The 12,551-nt window shown below is 60.2% G+C and carries 12 protein-coding genes, 3 tRNA genes and 1 pseudogene; 9 read left to right on the top strand and 7 right to left on the bottom strand.

The annotated features are described in order from the left end of the window. Window positions 1-300: 300 nt before the first annotated feature. A complete protein-coding gene (locus M0954_RS01050; RefSeq protein WP_297351169.1) occupies window positions 301-543 on the top strand; it encodes a hypothetical protein in 243 nt (80 codons plus the stop codon). Between the two features lie 530 nt (window positions 544-1,073). After that, entirely contained in the window at window positions 1,074-2,219 is a 1,146-nt protein-coding gene (locus M0954_RS01055; protein ID WP_122153733.1) for a porin, read from the top strand. A gap of 101 nt (window positions 2,220-2,320) precedes the next feature. On the opposite strand, the gene greB is transcribed toward M0954_RS01055, so the two are convergent. Continuing rightward, window positions 2,321-2,890, bottom strand: coding sequence for a transcription elongation factor GreB (gene greB, locus M0954_RS01060; RefSeq protein WP_122153732.1), 570 nt, complete (start codon window positions 2,888-2,890; stop codon window positions 2,321-2,323). A gap of 119 nt (window positions 2,891-3,009) precedes the next feature. Here greB and M0954_RS01065 point away from each other — a divergent pair. Both M0954_RS01065 and M0954_RS01070 read left to right on the top strand, forming a co-directional pair. Further along, window positions 3,010-3,086 (top strand) — tRNA-Arg (locus M0954_RS01065). Window positions 3,087-3,158: 72 nt separating this feature from the next. Next, window positions 3,159-3,235, top strand: a tRNA-Arg gene (locus M0954_RS01070). A gap of 167 nt (window positions 3,236-3,402) precedes the next feature. On the opposite strand, the gene M0954_RS01075 is transcribed toward M0954_RS01070, so the two are convergent. From M0954_RS01075 to M0954_RS01095, 5 genes are all read right to left on the bottom strand, one after another. Continuing rightward, on the bottom strand, window positions 3,403-3,891 hold the full coding sequence (locus M0954_RS01075; protein ID WP_123385642.1) for a phage protein NinX family protein: 489 nt from the start codon (window positions 3,889-3,891) through the stop codon (window positions 3,403-3,405). An 86-nt stretch (window positions 3,892-3,977) separates the two neighbouring features. Beyond that, window positions 3,978-6,347 (bottom strand): bifunctional (p)ppGpp synthetase/guanosine-3',5'-bis(diphosphate) 3'-pyrophosphohydrolase, encoded by a 2,370-nt coding sequence (locus M0954_RS01080; RefSeq protein WP_123385641.1) that lies wholly within the window; start codon window positions 6,345-6,347, stop codon window positions 3,978-3,980. An 86-nt stretch (window positions 6,348-6,433) separates the two neighbouring features. After that, window positions 6,434-6,637 (bottom strand): DNA-directed RNA polymerase subunit omega, encoded by a 204-nt coding sequence (gene rpoZ, locus M0954_RS01085; RefSeq protein ID WP_031359151.1) that lies wholly within the window; start codon window positions 6,635-6,637, stop codon window positions 6,434-6,436. A 60-nt stretch (window positions 6,638-6,697) separates the two neighbouring features. Beyond that, complete coding sequence (gene gmk, locus M0954_RS01090; RefSeq protein WP_122153729.1) at window positions 6,698-7,378, bottom strand: guanylate kinase; 681 nt, start codon at window positions 7,376-7,378, stop codon at window positions 6,698-6,700. 30 nt (window positions 7,379-7,408) lie between these two features. Further along, window positions 7,409-8,332 carry a YicC/YloC family endoribonuclease gene (locus M0954_RS01095; RefSeq protein WP_122155570.1) on the bottom strand — a complete coding sequence of 308 codons (924 nt, stop codon included), beginning with the start codon at window positions 8,330-8,332 and terminating at the stop codon, window positions 7,409-7,411. A 238-nt stretch (window positions 8,333-8,570) separates the two neighbouring features. Between M0954_RS01095 and rph the strand changes: the two genes are divergently transcribed. The 4 genes from rph to M0954_RS01115 all read left to right on the top strand — a co-directional run bounded on the left by rph (window position 8,571) and on the right by M0954_RS01115 (window position 11,366). Beyond that, window positions 8,571-9,323 (top strand): ribonuclease PH, encoded by a 753-nt coding sequence (gene rph / locus M0954_RS01100; protein WP_122153728.1) that lies wholly within the window; start codon window positions 8,571-8,573, stop codon window positions 9,321-9,323. After that, on the top strand, window positions 9,316-9,987 hold the full coding sequence (rdgB, locus tag M0954_RS01105; protein WP_297351171.1) for an RdgB/HAM1 family non-canonical purine NTP pyrophosphatase: 672 nt from the start codon (window positions 9,316-9,318) through the stop codon (window positions 9,985-9,987). The genes rph and rdgB overlap by 8 nt, the downstream gene beginning before the upstream one ends. A 5-nt stretch (window positions 9,988-9,992) precedes the next feature. Beyond that, window positions 9,993-11,210: a radical SAM family heme chaperone HemW gene (gene hemW / locus M0954_RS01110; RefSeq protein WP_122155569.1), complete on the top strand. Its 1,218-nt coding sequence runs from the start codon at window positions 9,993-9,995 to the stop codon at window positions 11,208-11,210. Between the two features lie 66 nt (window positions 11,211-11,276). Beyond that, window positions 11,277-11,366 (top strand) — tRNA-Ser (locus M0954_RS01115). 199 nt (window positions 11,367-11,565) lie between these two features. Here M0954_RS01115 and M0954_RS01120 read toward each other — a convergent pair. Continuing rightward, the gene (locus M0954_RS01120; protein ID WP_123385638.1) at window positions 11,566-11,883 is read right to left on the bottom strand and encodes a DUF4148 domain-containing protein; all 318 of its coding nucleotides are present in this window, start codon (window positions 11,881-11,883) and stop codon (window positions 11,566-11,568) included. Window positions 11,884-12,127: 244 nt separating this feature from the next. On the opposite strand from M0954_RS01120, the pseudogene M0954_RS01125 reads away from it, so the two are divergent. Next, window positions 12,128-12,551, top strand: a pseudogene (locus M0954_RS01125) (hypothetical protein); the annotation flags it as partial.

The raw sequence follows: 12,551 nt of genomic DNA on the forward strand, positions 1-12,551 counted from the left end.
AATTCAGCATTGCCGTTATACGGGGAAGAAAGATCAGCCGTCAAGAGAATTTTTATCAAACGCTTATAAGCTGAAACAATAACGAAACGACGCCTGACTGAGCATAATGAACGCGTGCTTATTAAGTAACAACTGAACATCCGATACGTCAGTTTTACTTGATAACCTGTCGATCGAAATGAAGAGGGAATTTCTCCCTATATTTGTAACAGAGTATGTCTTTGGTAAGTGTTTGTCCGGGTTGTTCCAGTAAACCGGCCGCCTCATGATGGTATCGGCAGTATGTATAGGGAGATAGTCATGCTACTGAACGAACTCCACCGCTTTACCGCCTGGATGAGCCGCTCGCTCCACAAGGCGCCCGCAGACAGGACCAGACAGCCGGCAGGCTCGGCTTTCGACTTTGATCCCATGTGGCACGGCGATCACTGGCAAAACCTGTTGTCTTCCCCAATGGATGCCCGCCACTACGTAATGGAAGACTGGAGCGTGGTTGCAGATTTCGAATCTGTGCCGGGCGTCCTCGCTGCCGATATCCGCTAGGACCGGTTCAAGGAAAACATAGGCAAAAAAAAGCGCGACTGGGAAGTCGCGCCGACAAAGGTTTGGAGATCTTTTTCGTCAACGAAAAAGTCCGCTTCGAAAAGCAGAGTAGTCAGTATACAACCGGTGATTCCAAACATTGCCGGTGCGATGAACAATCATCTATTGCTCGCTCCGCAACAATCTTGATTTTCATTCTTTTCGCGTTGTTTTCGCGCATCATTTGGTGTAGCAATTGAACAACGCACGGCTGTTGACACTCCCTCTCCCCGCCCGTTGTATTCACGCAAAGCCTTTTCCAATAAGGCTTTGACGAACATCGCCAATAATTGCGCGTCAAGTAATACTTTATTGCGTAAATCGGAAGGTCCGCTGGGCGACCACGTCCTTACACTCTGCCTGTCCGGAAACGAGCGCGCCTGTTGCAGGCGTGCGCTTTCACGCAGACCATTCGCCTCTCGCAGCGTACGCGTGAAGTTTCCTCGAAGCCTGGGTTTCCAAAACCCATCCTGTTCTCGGAGTTTACAAAGATGAAAAAGACACTCATGGTCGCGGCCCTCACGGGCGTTTTTGCTACTGCAGCGCACGCACAAAGCAGCGTCACGCTGTACGGTTTGATCGATGCAGGCATCACCTACACGAACAACCAGAATGGTCATTCCAACTGGCAAGCAACGGATGGCGCAGTCAACACGAGCCGTTGGGGCCTGCGCGGTTCTGAAGACCTCGGTGGCGGTCTGAAGGCAATCTTCACGTTGGAAAACGGCTTCAATGTCGATACCGGCACGCTGCGTCAAAATAGTCGTCTGTTCGGCCGTCAGGCATTCGTTGGTCTGGCAAGCGACCAGTTCGGCGCCGTGACCCTCGGCCGTCAATATGACAGCGTTGTGGACTATCTCGGACCGTTGGCACTGACGGGCACGCAATACGGCGGCACGTTCACGGCTCACCCGTTCGACAACGACAACCTCGACAACTCGTTCCGCGTTGACAACTCGATCAAGTTCCAGAGCGCAAACTACGGTGGCTTCAAGTTCGGCGGCCTGTATGGCTTCTCGAACGCAGCAGGCGAGTTCTCGAACAACCGCGCTTACAGCGCTGGCGGTTCGTATAGCTACGGCGGCTTGAACGTTTCGGCTGCGTACCTGCAACTGAACAACAATGTCACCGCACTCGGCGGCCTGACCAACACCAGCGGCGCAGTCGACGGCGACAACACGCTGCTCGCAGGTCGTCAACGTACGTTCGGTGCTGGCATCAGCTACGCATTCGGCCCGGCAACGGCGGCCTTCGTGTACACGCAAACCAACCTGAACGACTTCGCAGGTATCGCTGCGGGCTCGGCAGGCACGTCGGCAACTGTTCCGCTCGGCGCAACCAGCGGTCACTTCCAGAACTTCGAAGCAAACGGTCGTTACCAGTTGACGCCGGCACTGAGCCTCGCCGCTGGCTACACCTACACGCGCTCGAGCATCGACGGTGCGAATCCGAAGTGGAACCAGTTCAACCTGCAAACTTCGTATTCCCTGTCGAAGCGCACGGACGTGTACCTGCAAGGCGAATACCAGCACGTGAGCCAGGACGGCACGGGCTTGAACGCAGACATCAACGGTCTGACCGCTTCGGGCAACAACAACCAGGTTGCTGTGACGGCAGGTCTGCGTACCCGCTTCTAAAGCATCTGGTAGTAGAAGTACTGAAAGGCGCCGCTTGCGGCGCCTTTTTTTGTCAATTGTGATCTGATGGCAGTGCGTGCCCGCACCGCCCGGCACGGCGATTAGCCGCCTTCGTCCGGCGGCGGATACGCCACGTCGATGATATCGATCGGCTCGGGGCCAACGGGGGTGTGCAACGTAACCTGATCGCCGATCCTGGCCTTCACCAGCGCCCGCGCAACGGGCGAAATCCAGCTCACCCGCCCGTGGTCCAGATCGACCTCGTCGACACCGACGATCGTCACCGTGTGCACCTCGCCGTCCTCGGTCGCATAGTCGACGGTCGCACCGAAAAACACCTGATCGATGTTTTCCTGCTTGCTGCTATCCACAATCTCCGCCAGATCGAGACGTTTGGTCAGAAACCGGATGCGCCGGTCGATTTCGCGCAAACGCCGCTTCCCATAGATGTAATCGCCGTTTTCGGAACGGTCGCCATTTGAGGCGGCCCACGACACCAGCTTCACAACCTCCGGACGCTCCTCGTCGATCAAATGCAGCAATTCATCCCGGAGCCGCCGGTAACCGGCGGGGGTAATGTAGTTTTTCGCACCGGCGGGGATCGCGGGTTGCCCGGCGTCGAGATCGTCATCACTCTCTTCGCTCGATTCTTTAACAAAGGCCTTGTTCATGATCTTCCATAGACTGCAGCAAACCCTGCCCATCAAGGTTACACGATCAGGGCAACCAGACAAATCGCCGTTTCACGCTTCCCTTTTTTGATACCTTTGCTATAATCCCGTTTCTGCGTGCGGCTGTAGCTCAGTTGGATAGAGTACTTGGCTACGAACCAAGGGGTCGTGGGTTCGAATCCTGCCAGCCGCACCACTTATTTCGAGGGCCTCCCTCCGGGGAGGCCCTTTTGTTTCACCCGGTTTTTCGTTGTACCCGGTTTGCCGTGCGGCTGTAGCTCAGTTGGATAGAGTACTTGGCTACGAACCAAGGGGTCGTGGGTTCGAATCCTGCCAGCCGCACCACTCATGAAGGGCCTTCCATACGGAAGGCCCTTTGTTTTGCATCGGCGGTTTGTGGCGCTGAAATGCACCGCGTCCATCATGCCGCTGAGAACCACGCATCGAATCGCCCCTTAAGGTCGATCATGCACGGCCGCGGCAATCTCCCACGTCCAGCCCAGCTCGCGTTTTCACCGCGGCGCCGATTGAATATCCCCGATCTGCCCATCGGGCATCGGAATATCTTCAGGCGACATCCCCGCCGTCACCTCGCCGATCAGTTCGGCCTTGAGGCCGGCGAGCGCTTGCGACTGCTGCAGAACGTCGTCCACGGCATCGCCGAACCGGCTGATCACAAACGCCCGCAGCACCGCCACGCGCAGCGAATCGCCCCGCGCCTCTGCCGTCCTGTGGCCGCCTTCGAAGTCCGCGACGCAATGCGCCTGCTGGCGATTCACGTGCTCCCGCACCTCGAGCCGCTGTGTCCGCTCCAGTACCACCGCAGCCGCCTCCCATGACGTCGAGGGTGTGAACCGTCCATCCCACGGACGTCCGCGATCCTCGCCACGAATAGAGACGGTCTGTCCGCCATCGGTAAAGTGAATTTCACGCACGAAGTCGTGCAGGCTGCGGGCGACCCAATAGTCGAGGTCCATGCCGCTCAGGTCAGCTACGTTCATTGCGCGCTCCCCTCAAGAACAAAGTGAGACCCGAATCTCGCCTGAGTGTTCAGACTAGCATTGCAGAATTGGAGCGTGAGCAGCCGTCAATAATCGGCCCGTTCGCGATCGATTCGCATCCCACCGTCGTGACGGTGATGCCCTTCCTCGCTAGGCCGTTCGCGTGCGATGCGCATGACGTCCGGGTTCGTGCGAACCCGGCGCATGACGTTGGCAAGATGCACCCGGTCGCTTACCTGGATCACGAAACGCAAGACCGTGGATTCCTGCGACAGGTCTTCGTCCATCGCAATATGGACGATGTTGGCGTCAGCGGAGGTGATATCCGCCGCCACGCGGGCAAACACGCCCTTGGTGTTCTTGACTAGCACCTTCACCGCCACGTCGAACAGACGGCCCGGCTGCGGCGCCCATGCCACGTCGATCCAGCGGCCCGGATCGCGCTTGTGGATACGTTGGGCCACGCGGCAATCCGTGGTGTGGATCGCCATGCCGAGACCGATGCCGATATAACCCATGATGTCGTCGCCCGGAATCGGCCGGCAGCAGGCCGAAAGCTGCACTGACATACCCTCGGTACCCGTGATCACCACCGGCGGCGCATGGGATGTATGACCGTCGGAGCGCGAGCTGTCGTCGTCGGCGTCGCGCCCGCTCATCAGCACCTCGATGCGCTTGGCCATGACCGCTGCCACGCGCCGGCCGAGGCCGATATCCGCGAAAATTTCCTGGCGACTCTTGTTGCCGGTCCACTGCACGAGCTTTTCCCAAGCTTCCGGTGTGACCTCGGAAAGTGCGAGGTCGTAGCCCTTCAACGCCTGATCGACCAGCCGCTCGCCCAGTTGCACCGACTCGTTCAGGCGCATCGTCTTCAGATAGTGACGGATAGCCGAGCGCGCCTTGCCGCTACGCACAAACCCGAGCCATGCCGGATTCGGCTTCGAATACGGGGCCGTGATCACTTCGACGATATCGCCACTTTTCAGCTCGGTACGCAGCGGCAGCAGTTCATTGTTGATCTTCACCGCGACGCACTGGTTGCCCAGGTCGCTGTGGATCGAATACGCAAAGTCGAGAGCGGTCGCGCCGCGCGGCAGCGCCATGATCCGCGACTTCGGCGTAAACACGTAGACTGCATCCGGGAACAGATCGATCTTCACATGTTCGAGGAATTCGCTCGAATCGCCCGCCTCGCTCTGGATATCGAGCAGCGACTTGAGCCACTGATGCGCGCGCTTTTGCACGTCGTTCAGGTCGGCGCCGCCGTTCTTGTACAGCCAGTGCGCGGCGACGCCCGCTTCAGCGATCTCGTGCATCTTGCGGGTGCGCACCTGGAACTCGATCGGCGCGCCGAACGGGCCCACCAGCGTGGTATGCAGCGACTGGTAGCCGTTCACCTTCGGAATAGCGATGTAGTCCTTGAACTTGCCCGGCACCGGCTTGTAGAGCGCATGCAGCGCGCCGATGCAGGTGTAGCACTCCAGCGCGCTCTCGACCACCACGCGAAAACCGTACACGTCCAGCACTTGCGAGAACGACAACTGCTTGTCGCGCATCTTCTTGTAGATGCTGAAGATGGTCTTTTCGCGGCCGGTAACTTCGGCGTCGAGCTTCGCGTCCGCAATGGCGCGCTGCACCGACTCCAGAATCTTGCCGACGACTTCCCGCCGGTTGCCGCGCGCCGCCTTGACGGCCTTTTCGAGGGTGGCGTAGCGGTGCGGGTTGAAGTTCGCGAAGCTCAGGTCCTGCAGCTCGCGATAGGTATTGTTCAGGCCGAGCCGGTGAGCGATCGGCGCGTAGATATCCAGCGTTTCGCGCGCCACGCGGCGGCGCTTTTCCGGAGGCACCGCACCGAGGGTGCGCATGTTGTGCAGCCGGTCGGCCAGCTTGACCAGAATCACGCGCACGTCGCGCGCCATCGCGAGCAGCATCTTGCGGAAATTCTCCGCCTGCGCTTCCTCGCGATTGCGAAACTCCATTTTGTCGAGCTTCGACAAGCCGTCGACCAGTTCCGCGACCTTGGCGCCGAAACGCTCGGCGAGTTCGGCCTTGGTCACACCCTGGTCTTCCATCACGTCGTGCAGGAGCGCCGCCATGATCGACTGGGCGTCGAGCTTCCAGCTGGCGCAGATCTCCGCGACAGCAACCGGGTGCGTGATGTAGGGCTCGCCGCTCTGGCGATACTGCCCGAGGTGGGCTTCGTCGCTGAAATGGAACGCCGCCTTGACGTCCTTGATCTCTTCCGGCGTCAGATAGCCGGAGAGGGTAGCGGTCAGCTTGGCGATCGAAACGACGTCATGCCGGCGCGGCTGCTCCGGCGTGGCGGTCGGCCCGAACAGATGGCGAAACGACTGTTCGAGGACCGCGTCGATGTACTTGCGTGCCGAGGCCGGTGAGTCGCCCTCGTGGACTTCGTTCTCCACTTCGGTGACAGGGGGCGAGGGGGTAGTGCTCATGTTCGCCTCCGTATCAGGTTCAGGTTTGACGCCGGTCTACACGCGTGTGTGAATTACATGGCAATCGAAAACGGATGAGACGTACCTTAGACCGGTACCTTCTTCAGCATTTCGACGCCGACCTGGCCAGCCGCAATCTCACGCAACGCGACGACGGTGGGCTTGTCGCGGCTTTCGATCTTCGGCGTGTGGCCTTGAGCGAGCTGCCGTGCGCGATAAGTTGCGGCAAGTGCCAGTTCGAAGCGATTCGGGATCATTTTCAGACAGTCTTCGACGGTAATGCGGGCCATGTTGGATTCCTTCTCAGTATGTTGCTTATTCTACCTTATGTGCTCGGCACCTCGCCGCCGTCACGCGTGCGGGAGGTGGATGCCGAGTTGCACAAAAAGGTCCGTGTGGCGTGCGTATTGCGAGGCGAAGCGCAAGCGCGTTGAAGCTACGAGACATTGCAACTCCGCCAGCGCACGGTCGAAGTTCTCGTTGATCACCACGAACTCGGCTTCAGCCGAGTGCGCGATCTCGCTACCGGCGGCCAACAGCCGCCGCGTAATTACGTTTGGCTCATCCTGGCCGCGCTTTTTCAAACGATCTTCCAGCGCTTCGAGCGAGGGCGGCAGAATGAAAATTTCGACAGCATTGCGAAACTGCTTTTTCACCTGTTGCGCGCCCTGCCAGTCGATTTCGAGCAGCACGTCGTGGCCGCTTTTCATCTGTTCTTCGATCCACAGACGCGAGGTTGCATAGTAGTTGCCATGCACCTCTGCGCTTTCGAGAAACTCGCCCGTTGCGTGACGCTTGAGAAAATCGTCGACCGTCGTGAAATGGTAATGCTCGCCATCCTTCTCCTTCGGACGCGGCGGGCGCGTCGTGTAGGAGATGGACAGGCGGATCGCCTCGTCGCGCGCTAGCAGCGCATTGACGAGCGTCGACTTGCCCGCGCCCGAGGGCGCAACCACCATGAACAGGTTGCCGGGGTAGGCGCCGGCATACGGGTTGCGCGGTGCGCTGTTTTCGCTTGTGTGGTCGGTCATTGCAATCGTTTTCCGAAAGTGGCTCGAAAATTACTCCAGATTCTGTACCTGCTCGCGCATCTGTTCGATGAGCAGCTTCAAGGTCATCGACGAATCCGCCAGTTCCTTCGCGGCGGCCTTCGAGCCAAGTGTGTTCGCTTCGCGGTTGAGCTCCTGCATCATGAAGTCGAGGCGCTTGCCGACCTTGCCGCCCTTCTCGATCACGTGACGCGTTTCGTTCAGATGCGCAGTCAGGCGCGACAGCTCTTCCGTGATGTCGATGCGGATGCCGTACATCGTCACTTCCTGACGGATACGCTCGGCGATTTCTTCGCGCGAGATGCTGGTCGACACCGTGTCCGGGGCGGCAATGCCCAAGGCTTCCTGCAACCGTTCGACAATCTTCTGCTGATGCTTGGTAATCAGCTCCGGCACGAGCGGCGTGATCCTCGCGACGATCGCTTCCATCTCCGTGACGTTGCCGAGCAGCATCGTGCCCAGTTGGGCGCCTTCGCGGCCGCGCACGTCGATCAGATCCGTAATCGCCTGCTTGCCGCACCCAAGCACCGCATCGCGCAGCGTTTCGCCGGCGACGCCGCTTTCGGTGAGCACACCCGGCCAGCGCAGGATTTCGCCGGTCCGCAGCCGGCCGGCTTCCGGAAACGCGTTGACGACCGCGCGTTCCAGCAGCGCAAGCTGGCTCAGAGCGTCATGATTGATCGCGCCGGCGTTGGCCGACTGTTCGCTACGCTGCAGATTGATACGAATATCCACCTTGCCGCGCGAAAGCTTGTTCATCAGCATTTCGCGCAAGACCGGCTCGCAGACGCGCACGTCTTCGGGCATCCGGAAGTTCAGGTCGAGAAAACGCGAGTTCACCGTGCGCAGTTCGACCGATACGCTCACGCCACCGTTGCCCGTGGTCGCCGCGAGTTCGCGCGTGGCGCTCGCATAGCCAGTCATGCTGTAGATCATCATTTGTCTCGCGATGTGGCCATGCCGCTGACGGGATGGCCGGAAGAGTCGAATCGCCCGGCGTGTACGAGACGCGGGGCGTGGAAACGGCATTATCCCATCTTTGGCGAAACGCTCCGCCATATGCGGATCGGGCCTCTCCACGGCACGCCGCCGGGCACACAAGGAGCCGCCCCGCGCGATCAGCGGTAAAATCGACGTTTCCCTCCCCGCCTTATCTCCGCCCAGACCCCGAACGATGAACGACACCACCGCATTCCCCAAAGGCCGCCCCAGCGGCCGCCTCGCCGATCAGCTGCGCGATGTGCGCATCACGCGCCACTATACGAAGCATGCGGAGGGCTCGGTGCTGGTCGAATTCGGCGACACCAAGGTGATCTGCACGGCGAGCGTTGCGGAGAGCGTTCCCGGGTTCCTGCGCGATCGCGGCCAAGGGTGGCTGACGGCCGAATACGGCATGCTGCCGCGCGCCACCAACACCCGCAACGACCGCGAAGCCGCACGCGGCAAGCAGACCGGCCGCACCCAGGAAATCCAGCGGTTGATCGGCCGCGCCTTGCGTTCGGTGTTCGATCTCGAGAAACTCGGTCAACGCACCATGAATCTCGATTGCGACGTGATCCAGGCAGACGGCGGCACGCGCACGGCGAGCATCACCGGCGCCTTTGTGGCCGCGCACGATGCGGTGACGAAGCTGCTTGCCAGCGGCCGCATCGAAAGCTCGCCGATCACGGACTTCGTGGCGGCGATTTCGGTGGGCGTGTACAACGGCCTGCCGGTGCTCGATCTCGACTACGACGAAGACTCGAAGTGCGACACCGACATGAATGTCGTGATGACCGGCGCAGGCGGTTTCGTCGAGATCCAGGGGACGGCTGAAGGCGCGCCGTTCTCGCGCAACGAAATGAACTCGCTGCTCGACCTCGCGCGCGACGGCATCAGCACGCTGGTGGCGAAGCAGAAAGAAGCGCTGGGGTTGAAGGGTGAATGATCGTCAAAGCGCCGACGGCGCGGCTCCGTCAGCGTCCGAAGCGGTGAACGGGATGACCGCGTCGCTCGGCAAAGTGGTGCTGGCCTCGAACAACGCAGGCAAGCTGCGCGAGTTTGCAGCGTTGCTGGACGCCGCCGGCATCGAACTGATCCCGCAAGGCGCGCTCAACGTGCCTGAAGCGGAAGAGCCGTATCCGACCTTCGTCGAGAACGCGCTGACGAAGGCGCGTCATGCGGCGAAGATCACCGGTTTGCCGGCGCTAGCTGACGATTCCGGACTGTGCGTGCGCGCGCTGCGCGGCGCGCCGGGTGTCTATTCGGCACGCTACGCGCAACTCGCCGGCGGCCCGAAGAGCGACGCCGCGAACAATGCACGCCTAGTCGAACAACTGCAGGGCCACGCCGACCGTCGCGCTTACTACTTCTGCGTGCTTGCGCTCGTGCGCCACGCTGAAGACCCCGAACCGCTGATTGCCGAAGGCCGCTGGCCAGGCGAGATCATCGACGTGCCCCGCGGCGCACACGGTTTCGGCTACGACCCGTACTTCTTCCTGCCCGAACTGAACGCGACTGCCGCCGAGCTCGATCCGGCGGTGAAGAACGCCAGCAGCCATCGCGCGATCGCCTTGCGGAAATTGCTCGCGCGCCTGACGGAGGAAGCGTGATTCCCATCAAGGTCGCCGGCCAGGGTGGCGCCGGGGTAATCCAGGCGTTCACGCAGCCGGGCAGTATCCGTCTAACGTCGCTGCCGCCGTTGGCGCTGTATGTGCACTTCCCATGGTGCGTGCGCAAGTGCCCGTACTGCGATTTCAACTCGCACGAGTGGAAGGGCGAGGCGTTCCCCGAGAACGAGTATCTCGACGCGCTACGCACCGATCTCGAACTGGCCTTGCCGCTCGTATGGGGGCGCCAGGTGCATACGGTGTTTATTGGTGGTGGCACGCCTAGCCTGCTGTCAGCCGCGGGGCTCGACCGGCTGCTGTCGGACGTGCGCGCGCTGCTGCCGCTCGATGCCGACGCCGAGGTCACCCTCGAAGCCAACCCCGGCACCTTCGAAGCGGACAAGTTCGCGCAGTTTCGCGCAAGTGGCGTGAACCGGTTATCGGTAGGTATCCAGAGTTTCAACGAAGCGCATCTGAAAGCGCTCGGCCGTATTCACGATTCGGCGCAGGCGCGCCATGCGGTGGAAGTCGCCGCCACGACGTTCGATAACTTCAATCTCGACCTGATGTTCGCGTTGCCGCAGCAGACGCTCGCGGAGTGTCAGGCGGATATTGAAACCGCGTTGTCGTTTGCGCCGCCGCATTTGTCGCTGTATCACCTGACGCTCGAACCGAACACGCTGTTTGCGAAATTTCCGCCACCGCTGCCGGATGACGATGCGTCTGCCGACATGCAGGACTGGATTCACGAGCGCACTTCCGCGGCAGGCTATGGGCACTATGAGGTGTCGGCGTATGCGCAGCCACATCGGCAGAGCAAGCACAACCTCAACTATTGGCGTTTTGGCGACTACCTGGGAATCGGCGCCGGGGCGCATACGAAGCTGTCGTTTCCGAATCGCGTCCTGCGGCAGATGCGCTACAAGCATCCGACAACGTTCATTGAGCAGGCGAAGGCGGGTGCTCCGGTGCATGAGGAGCATGAAGTCGGACCACGCGATCTGCCGTTCGAATTCATGTTGAATGCGTTGCGGCTGATGGAGGGATTTCCGGTGCATCGGTTTATCGAGCGCACGGGCTTGTCGATGACATCGATTGAGCCGGCGTTGCAGGAAGCGGAACAACGCGGCCTGATTGTGCGCGACCACGAGAAGATTGCGCCGACGCCGCTTGGGCAAGCGTTTTTGAACGATTTGCAGGCGCTGTTTCTGAAAGATCCGCAGTGATAAACCCGCGTTGACTGCGCGCGAAGTTGCCGTGGCGGGGAGATTTCGGGTTACAATTTCGGGCTTGGAGGTGTGGCCGAGCGGTTTAAGGCACCGGTCTTGAAAACCGGCGAAGGAGTGATCCTTCCGTGAGTTCGAATCTCACCGCCTCCGCCAGGACACCACGATAAAATCTCGCTCATGCTTATTCAGCAGGACGGGATTTTTTGTTTTCTGGCCTCATACGGCAAATGGCCCACTACCACTGTAGGATCGTGAGCCATTCAAAAACGTGAGGACGCGCAGAGGATACTACGCGCTCAGTAGGCGACGTTAGCAACCGGATAAGTTGCCGACGGCTCGCCGACCAGACTGGTTAATGACCAGAGTAAACCGAACGCGGGCCAGCAAATGCCGAAGCTACAGCGGCGCCCGATTCCGACGACCCGTCCACCGCGCCACCAACACCGCTAGTAGAACCATTTTCAGCAGCTACACGCGCTTCCGCTGCCTGGATGTCCGCTGGGTAATACGGGTCTCTGCCGCTGCGGGCCGGGTTGTAGCCCGCCTTTTCGAGTTGCACCAGTTCAGCGCGAACCTGAGCCCGGGTAACAGGCTGACTGGTCTGTGCAAACGAAACAACAGGAGCGGCGAGAACAACAGCGACGGCCACAGCTTTAATGAGCGATTTCATGATCACTACCTCCAAAGATTGTTTTTCACAGCGCCACACATCGGTTTGTGTGCAGCAGGTCAATACAGTCTAAGAAGCTAGCGACCTAGGGTAAATACCTAAGTTACGAAATCACTATTCACGCAAACGTGACAATCGGAACGCAGGGCGGCGATTGCCTCCGCACAATCCCTACTCAACTTTTGCCCCCAGTCGGCCGATATAACAGCCACGAGCTTCATCAGAACTCGTCTGGGAGACACACATGAAACTTCGCTCCGTCGTCACCTTGTTGGTGTCCCTTGGCATCGGCGCTTCGCCTGCGTTGGTGAACGCGCTGGCCTCGACCGATCCGGACGCCGCCACGCTATTCGGCGGCACGAAGCTTTCGACCGTCCAGCAAACAACCGGCACGGCCACACTATCGACGGCGACCGTATCCGTTGGCGCCGACGTGCTCCGCGGGGCAACCGGCAATGTCGGCGTCAATATCGCAGCGGGCGCGCTGAATGCGCAGGCCAATCAGATCGCGCTGGTCAGTTCGCCGTCCGCTGATGTCAACACGTTGCAGGATGCGCACGCTACCGCGTCGGTCAACGGAAACAGCAGCGCAACGCTCGGAGCAGGCGCGTTGTCGCATGTAAGCGGCAATGTTGGGTTGAACATCGTGTCGGGTGCGGGCAACGCGC

Origin of the sequence: Paraburkholderia sp., assembly GCF_026225065.1 — a bacterium.
Taxonomy (GTDB): Bacteria; Pseudomonadota; Gammaproteobacteria; order Burkholderiales; family Burkholderiaceae; genus Paraburkholderia.

Coding starts and splice junctions, on each gene's coding strand:
- M0954_RS01055 (WP_122153733.1), top strand. CDS start 1,074: ATGAAAAAGACACTCATGGTCGCGGCCCTCACGGGCGTTTTTGCTACT.
- M0954_RS01080 (WP_123385641.1), bottom strand. CDS start 6,347: ATGAGCACTACCCCCTCGCCCCCTGTCACCGAAGTGGAGAACGAAGTC.
- M0954_RS01095 (WP_122155570.1), bottom strand. CDS start 8,332: ATGATCTACAGCATGACTGGCTATGCGAGCGCCACGCGCGAACTCGCG.
- greB (WP_122153732.1), bottom strand. CDS start 2,890: ATGAACAAGGCCTTTGTTAAAGAATCGAGCGAAGAGAGTGATGACGAT.
- M0954_RS01050 (WP_297351169.1), top strand. CDS start 301: ATGCTACTGAACGAACTCCACCGCTTTACCGCCTGGATGAGCCGCTCG.
- gmk (WP_122153729.1), bottom strand. CDS start 7,378: ATGACCGACCACACAAGCGAAAACAGCGCACCGCGCAACCCGTATGCC.
- M0954_RS01120 (WP_123385638.1), bottom strand. CDS start 11,883: ATGAAATCGCTCATTAAAGCTGTGGCCGTCGCTGTTGTTCTCGCCGCT.
- M0954_RS01075 (WP_123385642.1), bottom strand. CDS start 3,891: ATGAACGTAGCTGACCTGAGCGGCATGGACCTCGACTATTGGGTCGCC.
- rph (WP_122153728.1), top strand. CDS start 8,571: ATGAACGACACCACCGCATTCCCCAAAGGCCGCCCCAGCGGCCGCCTC.
- rpoZ (WP_031359151.1), bottom strand. CDS start 6,637: ATGGCCCGCATTACCGTCGAAGACTGTCTGAAAATGATCCCGAATCGC.